The organism is Micromonospora sp. CPCC 205539, assembly GCF_036906815.1.
Lineage (GTDB): Bacteria > Actinomycetota > Actinomycetes > Mycobacteriales > Micromonosporaceae > Micromonospora.
In genome coordinates, this window is the sequence record NZ_JBAKHW010000006.1 from 121893 (window position 1) to 142212 (window position 20320).

17 protein-coding genes and 1 pseudogene are annotated in these 20320 nt (G+C 71.5%); 12 read left to right on the plus strand and 6 right to left on the minus strand.

Annotated elements, in window-relative coordinates; translation table 11 throughout:
- The first annotated feature begins 83 nt into the window (after positions 1-83).
- Together V6V47_RS07970 and V6V47_RS07975 are read left to right on the plus strand one after the other, a co-directional pair.
- A complete protein-coding gene (locus tag V6V47_RS07970; protein WP_334627422.1) occupies positions 84-1508 on the plus strand; it encodes an aldehyde dehydrogenase family protein in 1425 nt (474 codons plus the stop codon).
- A 458-nt stretch (positions 1509-1966) separates the two neighbouring features.
- The gene (locus V6V47_RS07975; protein ID WP_334627423.1) at positions 1967-2800 is read left to right on the plus strand and encodes a helix-turn-helix transcriptional regulator; all 834 of its coding nucleotides are present in this window, start codon (positions 1967-1969) and stop codon (positions 2798-2800) included.
- Between the two features lie 7 nt (positions 2801-2807).
- Here V6V47_RS07975 and V6V47_RS07980 read toward each other — a convergent pair whose 3' ends face one another.
- On the minus strand, positions 2808-3032 hold the full coding sequence (locus V6V47_RS07980; protein WP_334627424.1) for an alpha/beta fold hydrolase: 225 nt from the start codon (positions 3030-3032) through the stop codon (positions 2808-2810).
- Between the two features lie 172 nt (positions 3033-3204).
- Between V6V47_RS07980 and V6V47_RS07985 the strand changes: the two genes are divergently transcribed.
- Positions 3205-4779 (plus strand): ricin-type beta-trefoil lectin domain protein, encoded by a 1575-nt coding sequence (locus V6V47_RS07985; protein WP_334627425.1) that lies wholly within the window; start codon positions 3205-3207, stop codon positions 4777-4779.
- Between the two features lie 51 nt (positions 4780-4830).
- Here V6V47_RS07985 and V6V47_RS07990 read toward each other — a convergent pair whose 3' ends face one another.
- Positions 4831-7350, minus strand: coding sequence for an ABC transporter permease (locus V6V47_RS07990; RefSeq protein WP_334627426.1), 2520 nt, complete (start codon positions 7348-7350; stop codon positions 4831-4833).
- Between the two features lie 8 nt (positions 7351-7358).
- Positions 7359-8117 carry an ABC transporter ATP-binding protein gene (locus V6V47_RS07995; RefSeq protein ID WP_334627427.1) on the minus strand — a complete coding sequence of 253 codons (759 nt, stop codon included), beginning with the start codon at positions 8115-8117 and terminating at the stop codon, positions 7359-7361.
- A gap of 147 nt (positions 8118-8264) precedes the next feature.
- Here V6V47_RS07995 and V6V47_RS08000 point away from each other — a divergent pair, with 147 nt between their 5' ends.
- From V6V47_RS08000 to sthA, 3 genes are all read left to right on the plus strand, one after another.
- Positions 8265-9467: a sensor histidine kinase gene (locus V6V47_RS08000; RefSeq protein WP_334627428.1), complete on the plus strand. Its 1203-nt coding sequence runs from the start codon at positions 8265-8267 to the stop codon at positions 9465-9467.
- Positions 9464-10102, plus strand: a complete 639-nt coding sequence (locus tag V6V47_RS08005) for a response regulator transcription factor (RefSeq protein ID WP_334627429.1) — start codon at positions 9464-9466, stop codon at positions 10100-10102. The genes V6V47_RS08000 and V6V47_RS08005 overlap by 4 nt, the downstream gene beginning before the upstream one ends.
- Before the next feature lie 66 nt (positions 10103-10168).
- Entirely contained in the window at positions 10169-11572 is a 1404-nt protein-coding gene (gene sthA / locus V6V47_RS08010; protein ID WP_334627430.1) for a Si-specific NAD(P)(+) transhydrogenase, read from the plus strand.
- A 4-nt stretch (positions 11573-11576) separates the two neighbouring features.
- Here sthA and V6V47_RS08015 read toward each other — a convergent pair whose 3' ends face one another.
- From V6V47_RS08015 to V6V47_RS08025, 3 genes and pseudogenes are all read right to left on the minus strand, one after another.
- Positions 11577-12608 carry a CU044_5270 family protein gene (locus V6V47_RS08015; RefSeq protein WP_334627431.1) on the minus strand — a complete coding sequence of 344 codons (1032 nt, stop codon included), beginning with the start codon at positions 12606-12608 and terminating at the stop codon, positions 11577-11579.
- A 1-nt stretch (position 12609) separates the two neighbouring features.
- Positions 12610-13152, minus strand: a complete 543-nt coding sequence (locus tag V6V47_RS08020) for an RNA polymerase sigma factor (protein WP_334627432.1) — start codon at positions 13150-13152, stop codon at positions 12610-12612.
- A 47-nt stretch (positions 13153-13199) separates the two neighbouring features.
- A pseudogene (locus V6V47_RS08025) lies at positions 13200-13557 on the minus strand (hypothetical protein).
- Positions 13558-14420: 863 nt separating this feature from the next.
- On the opposite strand from V6V47_RS08025, the gene V6V47_RS08030 reads away from it, so the two are divergent.
- The 6 genes from V6V47_RS08030 to V6V47_RS08055 all read left to right on the plus strand — a co-directional run bounded on the left by V6V47_RS08030 (position 14421) and on the right by V6V47_RS08055 (position 20317).
- Entirely contained in the window at positions 14421-15008 is a 588-nt protein-coding gene (locus V6V47_RS08030) for a dihydrofolate reductase family protein (protein ID WP_334627433.1), read from the plus strand.
- Between the two features lie 12 nt (positions 15009-15020).
- Complete coding sequence (locus V6V47_RS08035) at positions 15021-15359, plus strand: YciI family protein (protein WP_334627434.1); 339 nt, start codon at positions 15021-15023, stop codon at positions 15357-15359.
- Positions 15356-16573 carry an RNA polymerase sigma factor gene (locus V6V47_RS08040; RefSeq protein ID WP_334627435.1) on the plus strand — a complete coding sequence of 406 codons (1218 nt, stop codon included), beginning with the start codon at positions 15356-15358 and terminating at the stop codon, positions 16571-16573. Before V6V47_RS08035 ends, V6V47_RS08040 begins: the two co-directional genes overlap by 4 nt.
- 71 nt (positions 16574-16644) lie before the next feature.
- Positions 16645-17088 (plus strand): hypothetical protein, encoded by a 444-nt coding sequence (locus V6V47_RS08045; protein WP_334627436.1) that lies wholly within the window; start codon positions 16645-16647, stop codon positions 17086-17088.
- Positions 17089-17201: 113 nt separating this feature from the next.
- A complete protein-coding gene (locus V6V47_RS08050; RefSeq protein WP_334627437.1) occupies positions 17202-18269 on the plus strand; it encodes a LacI family DNA-binding transcriptional regulator in 1068 nt (355 codons plus the stop codon).
- Between the two features lie 191 nt (positions 18270-18460).
- Positions 18461-20317, plus strand: coding sequence for a GH39 family glycosyl hydrolase (locus V6V47_RS08055; RefSeq protein WP_334627438.1), 1857 nt, complete (start codon positions 18461-18463; stop codon positions 20315-20317).
- Positions 20318-20320: the final 3 nt, after the last annotated feature.

The following is a 20320-nucleotide window of genomic DNA, read 5'->3' on the forward strand; positions in this document are numbered from 1 at the left end:
CTCACCGGGCCGTAGCCAGGGATCGCGAAACCCTGGATAAACCGCACCTGGATGGGGTCCTGGGCCGGTGCCACGGTCGGTCCATGACATCTTCCACCTACACCGTCACCGGCCACTGGATCGGTGGCGAGACCGTCGCCGGCTCGGCCGGCACCATTCCCGTCGTGAACCCGGCGACCGGCGACGTCGTCGCCGAGACGCCGGCCGGCACCGCCGCTGACGTGGACCGGGCCGTCGCCGCCGCCCGGGCCGCCTTCGCCGGGTGGGCGGCGACCTCCCCGCAGCAGCGGGCGGACGTGCTGCGGCGCGTCGCCGCCGGCCTGACCGCCCGGCAGGAGGAGCTCGCCGGGGCGATCACCGCCGAGATGGGCGCGCCGGTCGCCCTGGCCCGCACCGCCCAGGTCAGCTTCCCGGCCGCGGTGATCGAATCCGTCGTCGGTCTCGCCGACGAGTTCCCCTGGACCGAGGAGATCGGCACCTCGTTGATCGTCCGCGAGCCGGTCGGCGTGGTCGGTGCGATCACCCCGTGGAACTTCCCGCTCCAGCAGATCATCTCCAAGCTGGCGCCGGCCCTGCTCGCCGGGAACACGATGGTCTTCAAGCCGTCGGAGAACGCCCCGCTGACCGCGCGGATCCTCGCCGAGGTCGCCGCCGAGGCGGGCGTGCCGGCCGGCGTGTTGAACGTGGTGTACGGCACCGGCGCGATCGTCGGCGAGGCCATCTCCGCCCACCCGGACATCGACATGATCTCCTTCACCGGCTCCACCCGGGCCGGCAAGCGGATCTCCGCGGTGGCCGCGGAGAGCGTCAAGCGCGTCGCGCTGGAGCTGGGCGGCAAGGGCGCGAACATCATCCTCGACGACGCTGACCTGCCCGAGGCGGTCAACCGGGGTCTGATGATGGTGTTCACCAACGGTGGCCAGGTCTGCGGCGCGTGGCCCCGGATGCTGGTGCCCGCGTCCCGCCAGGACGAGGTGGTCGCACTGGCCGTCGAGGCGGCGAAGCAGTACACCGTGGGTGACCCGACCGACGAGGCCACCCGGATCGGCCCGATGGCCTCCGAGGCGCACCGGCAGAAGGTCAATGGCTATATCGAGCGTGGCATCGCCGACGGCGCCCGCCTGGTGTTCGGCGGCCCGGGCCGGCCCGAGGGCCTGACGACCGGCGCGTACGTCCAGCCGACGATCTTCGCCGACGTCGACCCGACGTCGGTGATCGCCCAGGAGGAGATCTTCGGGCCGGTGCTGACGATCATCCCGTACGCCGACGAGGAGGAGGCCGTCGCGATCGCCAACGGGACGCTGTACGGCCTGACCAGCGGCGTCTCGGGCGAGCCGGAGCACGCGCTGGCGGTCGCCAAGCGGCTGCGCGTCGGCCAGGTCGACGTCAACGCCGGCCACTGGAACCCGCTCGCCCCGTTCGGCGGCTACAAGCAGTCCGGCAACGGCCGCGAGTTCGGCCGGCAGGGCCTGGAAGAGTTCCTGGAGACGAAGTCCATCCAGCGCTGACGCCCGGGCCCTCACGAGACCGGGTAGGCGATATCGCGGTAACCCGTCGAGCCAGACCCCGCGATATCGGCGACGTGAAGTGGATCTCCGCCCGAACGACTGGTCGGACGGCGAGACGGGGTGGTCAGCCCGGTGAGCCGACGGTCACCCCCGCGAGCCGACGGTCACCCCCGCGAGCCGACGGTCACCCCCGCGATCTTGCACTTACTGCCTCGACAAAGGGGGCAAACGGGCCGAATCGGCGACCGTAAGTGCAAGATCGCGGGGGCGCGCGCGGGGATTGCGCACGGTCGACACGAGGTCGGTGATGTCGGGGTGTTTCGCCGACCGGACACCGCGATATCGGCGATGTCGAGTCGATCATCGCGCGAGCGGGCCGCCACCCCCCTTGATCACCAGGGAAGAGGGGAACACCGGGGCGGCGGTGTGGTTGGTTTGTTTGGGGAGGTAAGAGCACTGTGAATCGCGTTCAGCTCGCCAGTTTTCTGCGGACCCGGCGTGAGGCGCTCCAGCCGGAGGACGTGGGGCTACCTCGCGGCCAGCGCCGGCGTACCGGCGGTCTGCGGCGCGAGGAAGTCGCCGCGTTGAGCGGAATGTCCACCGACTACTACAGCCGGTTGGAGCAGCAGCGGGGTCCGCACCCCTCCGAGCAGATGCTCGCCGCCCTGGCCCGTGGCCTGCGGCTCTCGCTCGCCGAGCGCGACCACCTGTTCCAGCTCGCTGGGCACGCCGTCCCCCACCGGACGGTTCGGGCCGATCACGTCAATCCGGGGATGATGCGGATCCTGGACCGGCTGCACGACACTCCCGCGCAGGTGGTCAACCACATCGGCGAGACCCTGGCGCAGACCGCGCCCGCGATCGCGCTGCTGGGCGACGACACCCGGCACACCGGGCTGGCCCGCAGCCGGCACCACCGGTGGTTCACCGACCCGGCGGCGCGGCTGCTGCACCCGGCGGAGGACCACGCCACGCAGAGCCGGTTGATCGCCGCGCACCTGCACGGCGCGTACACCCGGGACGGCCGCGGTTCGCGGGCCGCGGAGATCGTCGACGACCTGCTGGCGGCCAGCCCGGAGTTCGCGCGGTTGTGGGACGAGCACCCGGTGCCGGGCGCGTACTGCCCGCCGAAGCGCTTCCAGCACCCCGAGGTCGGCTCGCTGGAGCTGCACTGCCAGATCCTGGTGGACCCGGATCAGTCGCAGACGCTGCTGGTCTTCACCGCCGCGCCCGGCTCGGAGAGTGCCGAGAAGCTGCGCCTGCTCGCCGTCATCGGCGCCCAGCTCGTCTGAGGACCGGTCAGCTCTTCAGGAACGCGAGCAGGTCCTTGTTGACCTGGTCCTGCATCGTCGACGTGATGCCGTGCGGGGCACCCGGGCAGTAGATCTCCTTGGCGTTGGCCACGAGCTGGGCGGTCTTGTGTGCCGAGTCCCGCACCGGCACGATCTGGTCGTCCTCGCCGTGCATCACCAGGGTTGGGATGTCGAACTTCGCGAGGTCGGCCCGGAAGTCCGTCTCGCTCATGCCGACGCCTTCTGCTCGTGCGGGGCGAGCCTCCCCCGATGCTAGGTTCGGCCGCCGCCGGGAGGGCCACATCGGTCAATTGCCACCCCCGCAACGCATTGATATCCGTGAGCGCGGGCTGTAATAATTAACATCCTTTACAGTCGGATCCGCCCGCCCGGAGGGACCACACATGGCATCACGATTGGGCGTCGCGCTCGCCGCGGCCGTGCTCGCCGTACCGACCATCCTGGTGGCCGGCGCTTCCGCGGCCTCCGCCGCCACGGTGGGCGCCATCACGGGGTACGGCGGCAAGTGCGTCGACGTGGCCGCGGCGAGCCCCGCCAACAACACTCCCGTGCAGCTCTACACCTGCAACGGCTCGACAGCACAGCAGTGGACGGTCGCCGACGACGGCACGATCCGGGCGCTCGGCAAGTGTCTCGACATCGCCAGCGCCGGCACGACCAACGGCGCCCGGGTGCAGATCTACGACTGCAACGGCACCGGTGCACAGCAGTGGTCGTCCAGCGCGGGGCAACTGGTCAACCCGATCTCCGGCAAGTGCCTCGACGCGACCGGCCCCAGCTCCGCCGACGGCACCCCCCTGCAGATCTGGAGCTGCACCGGCACCGCCAACCAGACGTGGACGCTGCCCACCGGCGGCGGCACCCCGCCCCCGTCGGGTGGCTTCACCCACCCCGGGGTGCTGGTCAGCCGGGGGCAACTCGACTTCGTCCGGGGTCGGGTGCAGGCCGGCGCGCAGCCGTGGGCGTCGGCGTACTCCCAGATGATGGGCAGCCGGTACGCCTCACTGTCGCGCACCCCCGCGCCCCGCGCGGTCGTGGAATGCGGCTCCTACTCCAACCCGAACAACGGCTGCACCGAGGAGCGCGAGGACGCGATCGCCGCGTACACCGACGCGCTCGCCTGGCACATCACCGGCGACGCCCGGTACGCCCAGAAGGCGATCCAGATCATGGACGCCTGGTCGGCCACGATCACCTCGCACACCGGCAGCAACGCCCCGCTGCAGACCGGATGGGCCGCCTCGGCGTGGCCCCGGGCCGCCGAGATCATCAAGTACACCTACACGAGCTGGCCCAACGCCAACCGGTTCGCCACCATGCTGCGCAACGTCTACCTGCCGATGGTCCGCAACGGGTCGAACAGCAACGGCAACTGGGAGCTGACCATGATGGAGGCCACCATCGGGATCGCCGTCTTCCTCGACGACCGGGCCACCTACGACGCGGCGGTCACCCGCTTCCTCAACCGGACCCGGGCCTTCATCTACCTGCCCAGCGACGGAGCCCTGCCGTACACGGTGCCGGGCAGCGGCCTCGACACCAGCGGCGAGATCATCGGTTACTGGCAGGGCCAGTCCACCTTCGTCGCCGGCCTCGCGCAGGAGACCTGCCGGGACTTCGTCCACACCGGGTACGGCATCTCCGCCATCTCGCACGTCGCGGAGACCTCCCGCATCCAGAACCGGGACCTGTACCCCCAGGTCGGCGAGCGGCTGCGGCAGGCGCTCGGCTTCCACTCGAGGTACCAGCTCGGCGAGGCGGCGCCCTCGTGGCTCTGCGGCGGCAGCCTCACCCGGGGCCTCGGCCCGATCACCGAGGTCGGCTTCAACGCGATGAGCACCCGCCTGGGCAACGTGATGACCAATACGCAGACCCTCACGCTGCAACAGCGACCCGCCGGGACCAACAACCTCTTCGTCGCGTGGGAGACGCTGACCCACGCCAACAACCTCTCCTGACCGCGCCGGCCCGGCGACCCCGCTCCGCGGGTCGCCGGGCCGCGCCGGTGTTCAGCCCTCGATCCCCAACGCCGCCACCGGGCTGACCTTCGACGCCCGCCGCGCCGGCAGGACGCCGGCCAGGGCGGTCAGCACGACCAGCGCCACGAAGAGCCCGACCAGCGGCAGCACCGGCAGCGCCAGCGGCGCGTTGATCCCGAGGGCCTGCACGGTCAACCAGGCGTACGGGACCCCGAGCATCAGGCCGAACGTCGCACCGATCACCCCATAGAGGCCGGACTCGGCGGTGAGCATGGTGCGCAGGCCGGCCCGGGACAGGCCGACCGCGCGGAGCAGCCCGGACTCGCGTACGCGTTCCACCACCGAGAGCGCGGTCGTCGATCCCACCCCGACCACGGCGATCAGCACGGTGAGGCTGACCAGGCCGACGGCGATCCAGAGCAGGGTGCTCAACAGGTCGTTGACGCGGTCCCGGTCGTCGGCCAGCACCGAAACTGCCACTCCGTCGCTGCCCCTGATCGCCTCCCGCAGGGCCCGCACCCCGGCGGTCCGGCCGTCCTCGCCCGAGCGGGCCGCGTCGGCCAGCAGACCGGAGTACGCCGCGGGCGCACCGAGCCGGTCGAGGTCACCGCGGTCGGCGACGATGGCCGCATTCAGCGGCCCCTGGTCGGGCAGGACCGCGACAACCCGCACGTCGACCGTCCGCCCGGCGAGGGCGAGCGCCACGCTGTCGCCGACCCGCAGACCGGTGTCCCGGGCGGCCCAGTTGCCGAGCACGATCCGACCGGGGCCCCGGTCGGCCAGCGTGCCCTGCGCCACGTCCAGATCCTTGGTGGTCGACAACGCCAGCAGGTCGAGGTCGGTCGTCGAGTACCCGTACTCGGAGGAACCGACCGGGCCACCATCCCGCGTCAGCGTGACGTCGACCCGCCGGTAGGGCACCACCCGGGCCAGCGCGTGACGCGCCGCCTCGGCCCGGGTCACGACCGCGGCCGGCAGTGTTCCACCGTCGGTGGCGACCTCGAAGTCGGCCGGCGCGGACAGCGCCATCTCCCGGTCGACGAGGACCCGCAACGATGCGCCACCGATGGCCACCCCGGAGATCAGAGTCACGCCGAGCGCGACCACGACGGAGACCGCCGCGGCCCGGCGCGGAGTGCCGCCGATCCCACCAACCGCCAGCCGACCGTGCGGCCCGAACTGGCGCAGCGGCCAACCCACCACGGCCAGCACCGGCCGCACCAGCAGCGGCCCGAGGGCCACCAGCGCGAAGAACGCCGACGCGCCGGACGCGACGAGCAGGAGCAGCGGTCTCGTCGGGTCGTAGGACTGCTGATCCGGTTTCGGTAGCTGGCTGAACGTCCCCGCGTACGCCAGCGCCGCACCGGTGACCAACAACAGCCCGAACACCAGGCGCAGCACCCCGATGCCGCGCCGGCCGGCGGTCACGCTCGCTGCCCGCAGCGCCTCCAGCGGGGCGACCCGGGCAGCCGAGAGCGCCGGTGCCAGGACCGCCAGCACGGTGAGGACGACGGCACCGACCACCACCGCGACAGCCGCCGCCCAGGGCAGGCCCGGCGACGAGACCGAATGGCCGCTGGCGCGCAGGATCACCGGGAGCGCGTGCCCGACGGCGAGGGCGCCGACGACCCCGACGACACCGGCGACCAGCCCGGTCAGGGCTCCCTCGGCGATCAGCGCCCCCACCAGGGTCCCCCGGCCCGCGCCGACGGCGCGCAGCAGCGCGAGCTGCCGCATCCGCTGGGCGAAGACGATGCGGAAGGTCGAGGTCACCACCAGGGCTGCGGCGACGACCGCGATCGCGACGAACATGCCGACCAGCGCGAAGAGCTTCCCGACCTGCGCGGCCGCCGCGTTGGCCTCCGCCTCGCGAACCTCCTCGCCGGTACGGATCAGCAGGCCGGCCGGGATCGCCGCGGTGACCCGCTGGCGGACGGCATCCGCCGACTCGCCCGATGCCACCCGCAGGTCGACGCGCTCAACCGTGGTCAGGCCACCCCACGCGGCCAGGACGCTGTCCGGGGCGTACGCGTTGTAGCCGTCGTCGTCGGGCGTGTCGACCAGGCCGGTGACGGTGAGCTCGCTCGGTGCGCTGAGCTCACCACCGGTCCCACTGGTCACGGCGCCGATGGACAGCCCCAGCCGCTCGACGGTCCGCGGGCTGACCGCGATCTCGCCCGGGGCGTCCGGGTAGCTGCCCCGGAGCAGCCGGACGGTGGCCAGCGGACCCGTGCCGGGATCGGCCCGCAGGTTGAGGTACCCCTCGCCCAGCGACACCCCGACCATCACCCGGCCGACCGCCTCCGCGACGCCGGGCACGGCGCGGACCTGCCGCAACGCCGCCACGGTGGGCGGCGGCTGGTTGGGGTCGCCGACCACCAGGTCGGTGGCGGCCGGGGTGCCGCTGAGGTTGTCCCGGGCGGTCCGCTCGGTGATCTGCTGCACCAGCACGGTGCCGAAGACGACGAACGACGCGACCAGGATGGCCAGCCCGGTCAGGATCAGCCGGCCGGGGCGACGGGCCGCCGCGCTCACCTGGGTACGCAGCACCGGCGCCTTCACGCGCGGGCCGCCAGATCACGCAGCGCGCCGGTGACCGAGTCCTGGTCCGGCCTGTCGATCTCGCCGGCGACCCGGCCGTCGGCGAGCAGCACCACCCGGTCGGCGTACGCGGCGGCGATCGGATCGTGGGTGACCATGACGACCGTCTGGCCGAGGTCGCGTACGGAGTCACGCAGGATGCCGAGCACCTCCGCCCCGGTACGGGAGTCGAGGTTGCCGGTCGGCTCGTCGGCGAAGACCACCTCGGGTCGGGACACCAACGCCCGGGCCAGCGCCACCCGCTGCTGCTGACCGCCGGAGAGTTCGCTGGGCCGGTGACCGAGGCGCTGGGCGAGCCCCAGCACCTCGACCAGGTGCGCGAGGAGGTCGGCGTCGGGCTGCCGACCGGCGAGATCCAGTGGCAGGGTGATGTTCTGCGCGGCGGTGAGCTGCGGCAGCAGGTTGAACGACTGGAAGACGAACCCGATCCGGTCGCGACGTACCCGGGTCAGCGTCCGATCGGACTGCCCGGTGAGATCCGTGCCGCCGAGCAGGACCCGCCCGGAGGTGGCCGTGTCCAGGCCGGCGAGGCAGTGCATCAGCGTCGACTTGCCGGACCCGGACGGTCCCATGATCGCGGTGAACTCGGCACGGCCGAAGCCGACCGAGACCCCGTCCAGGGCACGGACCTCGGTGTCTCCGTGGCCGTACACCTTGACCAGGTCGACCGCGGCGACGGCGGCCTGGCCGGTCTGCGGCGGGGCGTGGGTTTTCATTGTTCCTCCAGTGACTGCGGGTGTGACCGGGGAAGCGTCGCCCCGACCGCCCGGCGGCCGCATCGGCCCGCGGTCGGGGATCGCGAGCACCGGGTCTGCCTTTCGGCTGATCTGCCGCCACGGCCAACATGGCTACGCTGGGTCACGATGAACACCCCGGGACTTCCGACATGGTGGGTACGCCTGGGCCAGCTCGCCGGCCTCGCGGCGATGGCCCTCCTCGGCCTCTTCGACCTGCGATTCGGCGTCATCAGCGGCCTGAGCCTGGCCGACGCCCTGGTCGTCCTGGTACGGGTGGGGCTGGCGGTGGCGACCGCGCTGGTCTGGTTGCCGGTGCACCGACCGGGCTCCCGACCTCTGCCGGTGGCGGCGCTCCTGCTCAGCGCGGCCTCACTCACCGTCACCGCAGGTAGCGCTCTGCTGACCATCTCCGGCACGTACCTGCTCGGCGGCAGCTGGGGGCTCGCGGAGTCCGCCGGGCTGATGGCGGTGGTCTTCGTGGTGGCCCGCAGCGGCGCGGCCCGGCTCGCGCCGTGGGCGGTGGCGGTCACGGCGCTCGCCGTCGCCGCGCTACCGCTGCGCGCCGGCGTCGAGAACGTGTCCGTGATCTTCGGGCTGGTCCAGGCGCTCGCCGCGGTCGGTGCGGCGGCGGGTGGGCTCTACCTGCGCCTCAACGCCACCCGACGGGACCGGACGATCGCGCTGGTCCGGGCCGAGCAGCGCGCCGAGTTCGCCCGGGACCTGCACGACTTCATCGCCCACCACGTGACCGGCATCGTCGTGCAGGCGCAGGGCGCCCGGTTCGTCGCGGAGCAGGACCCGCAGCGGGTCATCACCGCCCTGGAGCAGATCGAGCGGGCCGGTGCCGAGACGATGACCTCGATGCGGCGCATGGTCGGCATCCTGCGGAATCCGGACGCCCCGCCGGAGGCGCCGCTGGCCCCCCTCGCCGGCGTGGCCGACCTGGCGCCGCTGCTGTCGGGTCACAACGAGTCGGCGGGTTCACCGGCCCGCCTGCACGTCGACGGCCCGCTGGACGGGCTGCCGGTGGAGGTCTCCACCTCGGCGTACCGGGTGGTGATGGAGGGGTTGACCAACACCCGTCAGCACGCCCCGGACGCCCGATCCGTGGACGTGTCCGTGCGCCGTACCCCGGACTGGCTGCTGGTCCGGGTGGCCGACGACGGCGCGACACCGCGCACCGCGCCGGCCCGGGGCCACGGCTTCGGCCTGATCGGCCTGACCGAGCGGGTACGCGCCCTCGGCGGCACGATCACCGCCGGGCCCGGCGTCACCGGCGGCTGGGTGCTCGACGCGGCGCTGCCGCTGCGGCCGGCGGTGGGCTCGTGATCCGGGTGCTGATCGCCGACGACCAGGCGATGGTCCGTACCGGCTTCGCCATGATCATTGGTGCGCAGTCGGACATGACGGTGGTCGGCGAGGCTCCCGACGGAGTCGCGGCGGTCGAGCTGGCCCGGCGTCTGCGTCCGGATGTGGTCCTGCTGGACATCCGGATGCCGCGCCTCGACGGCCTCGAAGCGCTCCGGCTGCTCGCCGGGCCGGGCGTCGCCGACCCGATCCGGGTGGTCGTGGTGACGACCTTCGACCTCGACGAGTACGTGCACACCGCGCTGCGCAACGGTGCCTGCGGCTTCCTGCTCAAGGACTCCGGCCCGGCGCTGCTCGTCGAGGCGGCCCGCGCGGCCGTCTCCGGCGACGCGCTGATCAGCCCGTCCATCACGGTACGGCTGCTGGAGCACCTCAGTGCGCCCGCCCCGGCGCGTGACGACGCCGGGCTGTCCCCCCGCGAGCTCGACGTCGTGAAGCTCGTCGCCCGCGGCCTGACCAACGCCGAGATCGCCACCCGACTCTTCATCGCCGTGGGGACGGTCAAGACCCACCTGGCGAGCGTGCAGTCGAAACTCCCGGCCCGGAACCGCGTCGAGATCGCCGCCTGGGCCTGGGAACGCCGCCTCGTGGGTTAGCGGCGGACGAGTAACGCTCACTCCCGGGTCTGGCGCGGGCCGCGACATCTTGCGACGCTGATCCCTGTGTATGACTACGATCTGTTGGTGCTGGGCTCCGGGCCCAGTGGTCAGAAGGCCGCGATCGCCGCCGCCAAGCTCGGCCGGCGGGTCGGCATCGTGGACCGCCGCGACATGATCGGTGGGGTGTGCATCAACACCGGCACCGTCCCCTCCAAGACGCTGCGCGAGGCCGTGCTCTATCTGACCGGGCTGAGCCAGCGTGACCTGTACGGCAGCAGCTACCGGGTCAAGGAGGAGATCACGGTCAGCGACCTGGCGGCCCGCACCCAGCACGTGATCACCCGGCAGACCGATGTCATCCGCAATCAACTGGCCCGCAACCGGGTCGCGATGATCACCGGCACCGGCCGATTCGCGGACGCTCACTCGATCTGGGTCGACGGCGGCTCCGGGCGCGACACCAAGGTCACCTTCGACAAAATCATCATCGCGGCGGGCACCCGGCCGGCCCGCCCGGACAGCGTCGACTTCGACGACCGCACCATCGTGGACTCCGACGGCGTCATCAACCTGCAGGCCGTACCCCGCAGCATGGTCGTGGTGGGCGCCGGCGTGATCGGCATGGAGTACGCCTCGATGTTCGCCGCGCTCGGCACCAAGGTGACCGTGGTGGAGCGCCGCGACCGGATGCTCGACTTCTGCGACGACGAGGTCGTCGAGTCGCTCAAGTACCACCTGCGCGACCTGTCCGTGGCGTTCCGCTTCGGCGAGGAGGTCGCCGCGGTGGAGAAGCACCAGACGGCGGCGCTCTGCATCCTGAAGAGCGGCAAGAAGATCGTCGCGGACACCGTCATGTACTCGGCCGGCCGGCAGGGCCAGACCGACGACCTGGCGCTGGCGGCGGCCGGGCTGGAGGCGGACAAGCGCGGCCGGATCAAGGTCGACGCGAACTACCGCACGTCGGTGGAGAACATCTACGCGGTCGGTGACGTGATCGGCTTCCCGGCGCTGGCCTCCACCTCCATGGAGCAGGGGCGACTGGCCGCGCAGCACGCCTGCGGCGAGCCGATCCGGGAGATGCACGGCCTGCAGCCGATCGGCATCTACACGATCCCCGAGATCAGCTTCGTCGGGCAGACCGAGGGGCAACTGACCGACAGCTCGACGCCGTTCGAGGTGGGTATCGCGCGCTACCGCGAGCTGGCCCGCGGCCAGATCGTGGGTGACTCGTACGGCATGCTCAAGCTGCTCGTCTCCCCCGACGACGGCCGGCTGCTCGGCGTGCACGTGTTCGGCACCGCCGCCACCGAGATCGTCCACATCGGGCAGGCGGTGATCGGCTGCGGCGGCACCATCGACTACCTGGTCGACGCGGTGTTCAACTATCCGACGCTGGCCGAGGCGTACAAGGTCGCCGCTCTGGACGCGTCCAACAAGATCCGCAACATCACGCGCATCGACGGCTGAGGCTTCAGCGGGGCATCGCCGCGTATTCGGCGACCAGGTATGAGCGGTAGGTGACCACCGCAGGCACCGTCACGTTCAACTTGCCCGCGGTCGTGGTCAGCACCTCCTCGTAGCCGAGGAGACCGCCGGTGTCCGGGTCCACGATGACGGTGTACTGGGCGGGCAGGCCATGGGCGTTGGACAAGATGGAGAACGCCTCTCCCCTACGCCCGGCCCGGTCGGTGACGGTCCCGCTCACCGCGATGCCCGGTAGGTCGGCCAGCAGCCGCAGCGCCGTCGCACGCTGCGCCGGGTTCAGCAGCCGCACTCCGGCGAGTTGGGCGACGTTCTCCAGATGCTGCACGGGCCCCAGGTCCGGGCGTAAACCCCCGGCGAGCCACTCACGCAGCGCGGCCGCGTCCGTTGGCACCGCACCCGTCCATCCCGAAAACTCGCCTGCGGCGTAGTCGCTCACCTCCTGCGACGAGTCGACCCGGCCACCCCGCCGCTGCCACTCCCTACGGTCGGCCTCGGATCGAAACGTCGGCGGCAGGCTTCTCTTGTCCATCCGACCGGCGTCGTCGTCGGTCCGCCAGGACCGCCACTGCTGCGGTACTACGGCCGATGCCGTCCGCCCGCCGGAGATTGATGAGTTCAGAAACCAGTTCGTCGATTCCAGATACTCCACCGTCCCGGCTGGCCGCTGCAGGACCGGCCGCGCCGCAGCCACCTCGGCAAGGTGCCGCAGCCGCATGTTGGCCGCTTCCGCGCTCGCCGGCGGTCCGAAGGTGAGGATCGCCGGAGTCGCGGCGAACGCCGGCTGTGGCTCCCGAGCCGACTCGAGAGCGACCGCGCCAGCGGCCACCGCCAGGACCGCCGCACTGGCGGCCAGCACCAGACGACGCCGCCAAACCTTCTGCGGGTCGGCCCTTGCCGTGCGGTCGGAGGCGAGGATGCGGGTCAGATCGCGCCTCCGACGCTCCTCGTCACCGGTCCGACCGTCCAGGGCCGGATCCAGGCCACCCAGCAACTGGCGCACGTCCTCGACGGCGTTCACCTCACGCACCCCGATTCGACATCGACGGCGCCGCCCCCGGCGTCTGGCTCGCGCCGTCACCAACCGGACCAAGTCGTGCCCGAAGCCGGCGGCGGGCCCGCATCAGCCGCATCGCGAATGTCGCCCGTGAGCATCCGAGCACGAGCGCCGCCTCGGCAGCGCTGAGTCGCTCCCAGGCCACTAACCGCAGAATTTCCTGATCCGCATCGGACGCCTGCCCGAACGCCACCGCCACGTCGCGCTGACCGATCACGGCATCCGCGTGATCCCCCACCACGGACTGATCCGGCTCGGCGGCGACCCGCAACGTCAACTCATGCCAGCGTCGGCGGCCCCTCGCCTCGTTGGCCAGCACTAGCCGGGCCACCCCGTACAGCCACGGCAACGCCGTCCCGGACGGAACGTCGGCCAGGCGGCGCCACGCGACCAGGAAGACCTCGGCAACGACATCAGCGACGTCGGAGCCGACAACCCGCCGAGCTACGTAGCGCCACACGTCAGCGTGATGACGCTCGTACAACTCGGTGAACTGGTCCTCAATCACGGCCACAGCACCCCCTACCAGGCTTATGTCCGGGATGAGCCAAGACATCACACCCTGAAATCTGCGGGGGTGCCTCGTGAGCGCTGCTTGCGCTGCAACGCGTCGTCGATCCGGAGGTGGCTCCCACGACGAGGCCGAAGTCCGCTGCCTGCGTACCCGGGAGCTGCCCCACGTTGTGGCGCGGACGGGACCGAAGCCGGGGCGGAACGCAGGCCGGCCGTCATGACGAAGATCGACCGTCGCGCCACCGCGTCGCCCTTGGCATCGAGCTGGTACCCCCTCCAGCCAGATCCACCCGTTGTACGTGATCCAGTCGAGCACGCGGATTACGCGGAAGAAGATCGGACGGATGAACTGCACGCTGGCCACCCCGCTCACGTAAAGCAGCTCACCGGACTTGGGCATGGTCACGGCAGCCACCCGATGAACCTACGTCGGAGCACATCGGCGGGAGCCCAGCTCATGTCCTGACGAGCGGAGATCAGGCAGAGGCTCATGTAGTGGGCGAGCCGCACTCGGTCGCGCTCCCCCAGCAACTCCACGCGACGCGTAGCACAGGGCCAGGGACGCGCGCACTCCTCGCACAGCCACAAGGGCAGTACAGGTTTGTGCTTCGTCATCGGCCCTCACCCGGCCAGTGCCCCCGGCTGATCGGGATGCGATGCCTCGCTCGGCAGGGCAGCTCGTTCCCGCACCAGCAGACGTTGCGCCACTTGACCCACGACCACACGGGCTTATGCCTGCGGGCAAGGGTGAGAGCGACAGCGATTAGGTACTCCTCGTATCGCACGAATCGCGGCACACCGCCACAATGCCGCGCTCAGAAGCATTAGTCAACTGACAATATCCGAAAGGAAAGAGCCCGTCGCCCTACCTTCGGTTCATGGACCGAGGGCCGGGGCAACTCATGGGCCCGTATGAGATCGCAGAGCGCCTGGGCGTCTCGCGGCAGCGGTTCCAGCAACTCGCGCGGTACCCGACCTTCCCGAAGCCGTACCAAGAGCTACGTGGGACCAAAATCTGGTTGGCCGCGGACATCGAGGCATGGATCAAGAAGTACCGCCAGCCTCGCCCAACCGAGGACGACACCCCCGCCTGAGCGCAACCGCGCTCGACGTGACCGGCTGGGACTCGCTCCACCCTGAAATCGGCCGGTTTGTCTCGTGAGCGCTGCTTCCGTTCGCACGCGTTGTCGATCCGGGGACGGCTCGTTCGTGTAGGTGGTGACGGGCCGGCGATGGGCTGGCCCGCTACGCGAGGAGTACGTGATGGGCAAGCTCGTTGTGGTGGAGAACGTGACCCTCGACGGTGTGATGCAGGCGCCGGGCGGGGCCGACGAGGACACGCGGCGCGACTTTCCGCACGGCGGCTGGGCCCACCCGTACGCCGATCACGTCATGGCCGAGACGATGGGCAAGGGTATGGGCGCGGACGGCGCGATGCTCTTCGGCCGGCGCACCTACGAGCAGTTCCACGGCTTCTGGTCGAAGCAGACCGATGGCAACCCGTACACCGAGGTCCTCAACCGGAAACGCAAATACGTCGCCTCGCGTACCCTGACCGAGCCCCTGCCCTGGGAGAACTCGTCCCTGCTCGGCGGCGACGCGACGGAGGCCGTGGCCGCGCTCAAGCGCCAGGTCGAGGGCGACCTGGTCGTGCTCGGCAGCGGGCGGTTGGTGCAGTCGCTCGCCGGGGCCGGGCTGGTCGACGTCTACACCCTGTCGATCCATCCGCTCACGCTCGGCACCGGGACGAAACTGTTCCCCGACGGCGCGTACGGCACTCTGGAGCTGGTCGACGTCGTGCCCACGACGACCGGAGTGATCATCGCGACCTACCGTCCGACCGCCGGATAGGAGCCTGTGGCCATGAGGCAGTACCTGCTCAGCATCTACCAGCCGGACGGCGACCCCCCGCCGCCCGAGGTCCTCGCCCCGATCATGGCTGACCTCGACGCGGTGAACGAGGAGATGCGGGCGGCTGGTGCCTGGGTGTTCTCGGTCGGCCTCCATCCGGCCAGCACCGCGACGGTCGTGCGGGCCCGCGACGGCGAGGACCTGCTCACCGACGGCCCGTTCACCGAGGGCAAGGAGCACATCGGCGGCTTCACCGTCGTCAACGCGCCCGACCTGGACGCCGCCCTGGTGTGGGGCGCCAAGCTGGCCCGCGCGTTGACGCTGCCGGTCGAGGTGCGGCCCGTCGCATGAGCGACGCCGTCGAGGCGGTCTTTCACCAGGAGTACGGCCGCGCTGTCGCCGTCCTGGTCCGCGTCTTCGGCGACATCGACGTCGCGGAGGACGCGGTCCAGGACGCGTTCGCCACAGCTGTGCAGCGCTGGCCGGTCGACGGGGTGCCACCCAGCCCGGCCGGGTGGATCATCACGACCGCCCGGAACCGGGCGATCGACCGCCTGCGCCGTGAGTCGATCCGGGCCGATCGGCAGGCCGAGGCGCTGGTGGTGCACGCGCCGGACGACGCACCCGATCCCGGGCAGGAGGGCCCCGTGCGCGATGACCGGCTCCGTCTGATCTTCACCTGCTGCCATCCGGCGCTCGCGCCCGCCGCCCGCGTCGCGCTCACACTCCGGCTGCTCGGTGGGCTCACCACCGCCGAGATCGCCCGCGCGTTCCTCGTACCCGAGTCGACCCTGGCCCAACGGCTCGTCCGCGCCAAAGGCAAGATCCGCGACGCCGGCATCCCGTACCGGGTTCCTCGGGACGCCGACCTGCCGAATCGTCTCCGTGCCGTCCTCGCCGTCATCTACCTCATCTTCAACGAGGGCTACACCGCGAGTTCCGGCGACGACCTCGTCCGCGACGACCTGAGCGCCGAGGCGATCCGGCTCGGCCGCCTGCTCGCGGAGCTGATGCCCGACGAGCCGGAGGTGCTCGGCCTGCTCGCGCTGATGCTGCTCATCGAGGCGCGGCGACCGGCGCGCACCGGTCCGGGAGGCGATCTCGTGCGCCTCCCCGATCAGGACCGCACGCTCTGGAATCCCAGGCTGATCGCCGAGGGCCAGGAGTTGCTCAGGCGGTGCCTGCGCCGCGACCAGCCCGGCCCGTACCAGTTGCAGGCGGCCGTCAACGCCGTACACAGCGACGCCCCGACCGCCGCGGCCACCGACTGGCCGCAGATCCTCGCGCTGTACGACCACCTGACGGCGTTGACGCCCGGTCCGGTCGTCGCGCTGCACCGCGCGGTCGCGCTCGCCGAAGTGGACGGCCCGGCCGCCGCGCTGATGCTGGTCGACGCCCTGACCGGCCTCGACCGCCACCACGTGTTCCATGCGGTACGCGCCGACCTGCTCCACCGCCTCGGCCGTGCCGAGGAGGCCGCGGCGGCCTACCGGCGAGCCGCCACGCTCGCCGGCAACGCGGCCGAGCGCCGCTTCCTCGACGCCCGCGCCGCCCCCTCCGCCTGAGGCTCGACGAGAACGTCGGTGGTCCCCGCTACGGTCCCGGCACTGTTCGAGCGTGGGAGGAAGAGGCAATCGTGGGCGCATCCGGCTGGGGCTACTTCGTCGCGTACCAACCAGATCTGGACGCGGCGTTGGACGCCCTGCGAGAGGAGATGTTCACCGAGGGCAGGTACTGGTGGGCGCACGGTCCGATTCCCAACTCGGCTCGGGACTGCGACGACCGTCCCACCACGATGGAGGAACTCTTCGGTGACGAGTTGGCGCAGGAGACCGGCACGCACTCCATCCTCGACGTCCACCGGGTGCTGTCCGAGGGTGAGCAACCCGCCTTCGGCACTGTCCAACCGGTGACCGCCACCGAGGCGCTGCGCCACGCGGGGACCGAGCGGCTCACCCGCGAGCATGTGGATGCGATCGATAGCCTGGCCGAGCGGAGTTGGCTCGGTCGCTGCGCGGTCCTGCACGACACCCAGGGCCAACCCGAGGAGATCTACTTCTGGGGGTTCTCCGGCGACTGACCAGGGCATTCGCCGACACGACCGACCCGCCGGCCCGATTGTGGCCTTCGACCCACCTCCATATAGTGCTGCGGTAACCGGTATCCGCCGATGACAGGAGTGGATCGACGAGCATGGGCAACGGTCGACTGACGGCCCGGGAGATCGCCCGCCTGGCCGGCGTGTCCGTCGCGACGGTCTCCCGGGTCTCCAACGGCACGGGTCAGGTGTCCGAGGAGACCCGGCGTCGGGTGCTGGAGGCCATCGAGGAGCACGGTTACCGACCGCACCACGTCGGCCAGGCGCTGGCCGCCCGTCGCCACAGCGCCGTGGGGTTGGTCTTTCCGGGCCTGTCCGGCCCGTACTTCTCGGAACTGATCCAGGGCTTCGAGTCCGAGGCGGTCAATTCCCGGGCCAGCGTGCACATCCTCTGCACCCATCTGCGCGCCGACTCCGACACCGAGGTGATCGAGATGGCGCACCGGGTGGACGGTCTGGCGGTGCTGGGTGGCACCCTCTCCGAGGAGACTCTGCAGGAGTTGGCCGGGATGCTCCCGGTCGTGGTCCTGGCCGGTGAGGGCCCACCCGGAGTGTCGTCCGTACGGGTCGACAACGCCGCCTCGATGACCGCCCTGACCCGACACCTGCTGGTGGACCACGCCCTGCGGCGGCTCGACTTCGTTGGCAACCCGAGCGGGTCGCCCGACGTGAGCGAGCGGTGGGCGGGTTTCCGGGAGGCACACCGACAACTGGGCCTGCCACTCCCGCGCGCCCCGATCCGGGTCGGTCTACAGCAGCCCGACGGGGTCTTCGCCGCCGAGCAGGTGCTGCGCCGGAGCATTCTCCCCCAGGGCATCGTGTGCGCCAACGACGAGACCGCCCTCGGTGTGCTCGTCGGCGCGTCCGGTCACGGGCTCCGGGTGCCGAAGGATCTCGTGATCACCGGCTTCGACGACGTCCCCATGGCGGCCCTCGTCACGCCCGCGTTGACGACCGTGCGACAGCCGGTCCGCGAGCTGGCCGCGCAGACCGCGCGACTGCTGCTGCACCTGGCCACCGAGAACGCCGACGGCAGCGGGTCGGCCCTGGTGCTGCCGACCGAGGTGGTCGTCCGGGCCAGCTGCGGCTGCCCGGCGAGCAGCACATCGGACCCCACGACGACCGGCCGTCGTCCCAGGGCCGGTCTTCACCAGGCCGGCTAACAACGAGCGGGTAGCCCACCACGTCCGCGGGCGAGGCTCGGGGCGGTCTGGCCGCAGCTTCGGGCGGGACGTCGACGTGTGACGGCCGCACCCAATACGTGAAAAGTCGCGGCTCCCCGGGCGCAACCATCGCAGAAACCGGTTACAGTGCTCCGGACCCGGACGACCAACGACACACCTGGAGGCACCCGGTGACGAGCGCAAGCGACCGCCAGCCGGCAGACGCCCGATCCGACTGGGAGGCCCGCATCGCGCTGCGCAGCGACGAGCAGGGCACAACGAACGCGACCCCACACCTCACCCCGCCCGGCGACCTGGTGGCCACCGTTGGCGTCGGTCACGTCCACCTGCGCTGGGCACCGGTCTCCGGCGCCGTCGGCTACCTGGCGCATCGCGCACCGCTGCGCGACGGCGTGCCCACCGGCGAGCTCACCCCGATCGACCACCTCGGCGGCGACGTCCTCTCCGTGCCCGACACCTGGTACGTCGACACCACCGGCGAGGCCGGCCAGTCCTACGCGTACGCGGTGGCCGCCGTACCCGAGGTCACCGTGACCGGCCCGCTCAGCGCCCCGGTCCACGCCGCCGCGCTGCCGGCGGGCGACGCCGCCCCGACCGTCGCGCTGCGAGTCGACGCCGCCGACGAGGGCGTGGCCCTGCCCCGCCCCTGGCAGCCGATGATCGGCAGCGAGCGGCTGTCCCAACTGCTCTGCACGGACACCTCCGGCGGCCGGGAGATCGGCAGCGAGCTGTTCGCCGCGTTGCGCCGCATCCGGGACGAGGTCGGAGTGGAGTCGGTTCGCGCGCACGCGATCTTCCACGATGACCTGGCCGTGTACCGCGAGGTCGACGGCGAGCCGGTGCTCGACTTCACCGGAGTCGACCGGGTCTACGACCTGCTTCTCTCCATCGGCCTGCGACCGGTCGTCGAGATCGGCTTCCTGCCCCACGACCTGGCCAGCGACCCGGAGAAGACGGTCTTCCAGTACCGCGGTCACATCTCCCCGCCCAAGGACTGGCAGCGCTGGGCCGACCTGGTCCAGGCGTTCGTCGCGCACCTGCTGGAGCGGTACGGCGAGACGGTGCTGAGCTGGGACTTCGAGGTCTGGAACGAGGCGAACCTGGAGGTGTTCTGGTCCGGCACCCGCGACGAGTGGATGCGGCTCTACGACGTCACCGCCAAGGCGGTCAAGGACGTCGACCCGCGCATCGCCGTCGGTGGACCGTCGTCGGCCGCCGCCGGTTGGGTGGACGCGCTGCTGGAGCACGCCACCCGCTCGGGCGCACCGGTCGATTTCGTCTCCACGCACACCTACGGCAGCCCGCCGCTGGACCTGCGCCCCACCCTGCATCGGCTGGGTTTCCCGGACGCGCGGATCCTGTGGACCGAGTGGGGCGTCACGCCCACCCACTTCCACCCGGTCAACGACGGCACCTCGGCGGCGACCTTCCTGCTCAGCGGCATGCGCTCAGCCGCCGGCCGGGTCGACGCGCTCTCCTACTGGGTGGCCAGCGACCACTTCGAGGAGCTGGGCCGCCCGCCGCGACTGCTGCACGGCGGCTTCGGTCTGATCACCGTGGGCGGCATCGCCAAGCCCCGCTACCACGCCCTGCGGATGCTCGCCGAACTCGGCGAGACCGAGCTGAGCGTCCAGGCGTCCGGAGATGGCGCGGACGGGTTGGTGCAGAGCTGGGCCAGCCGCCGTGCCGACGGCAGCCTCGCCATCCTGGTCTGGGCCTCCACGCTCGACCAGTCCAAGCGCGACGGTGACCCGGCGCTGGCCCGACAGGTCCGCCTCGCCGTCGAGGGTGCCGCCGGACGAGCGGTGACGGTGACCCGGCTCGACCGCGAGCACGGCGACGTCACCACGCTGGCCGCTCGGCTCGGCGTGACCGACTGGCCCGCGGAGCAGCAGTGGGACGCGCTGCGCGCCGCCGACACGCTGGTGACCGAGAAGGTCGACATCCGGGTCAGGGGCGGGGCTGCCGTGGTGGACCTGCACCTACCTCAGCCGGGCGCGGTGCTGGTCGAGGTCACCGGGAGCTGAGCG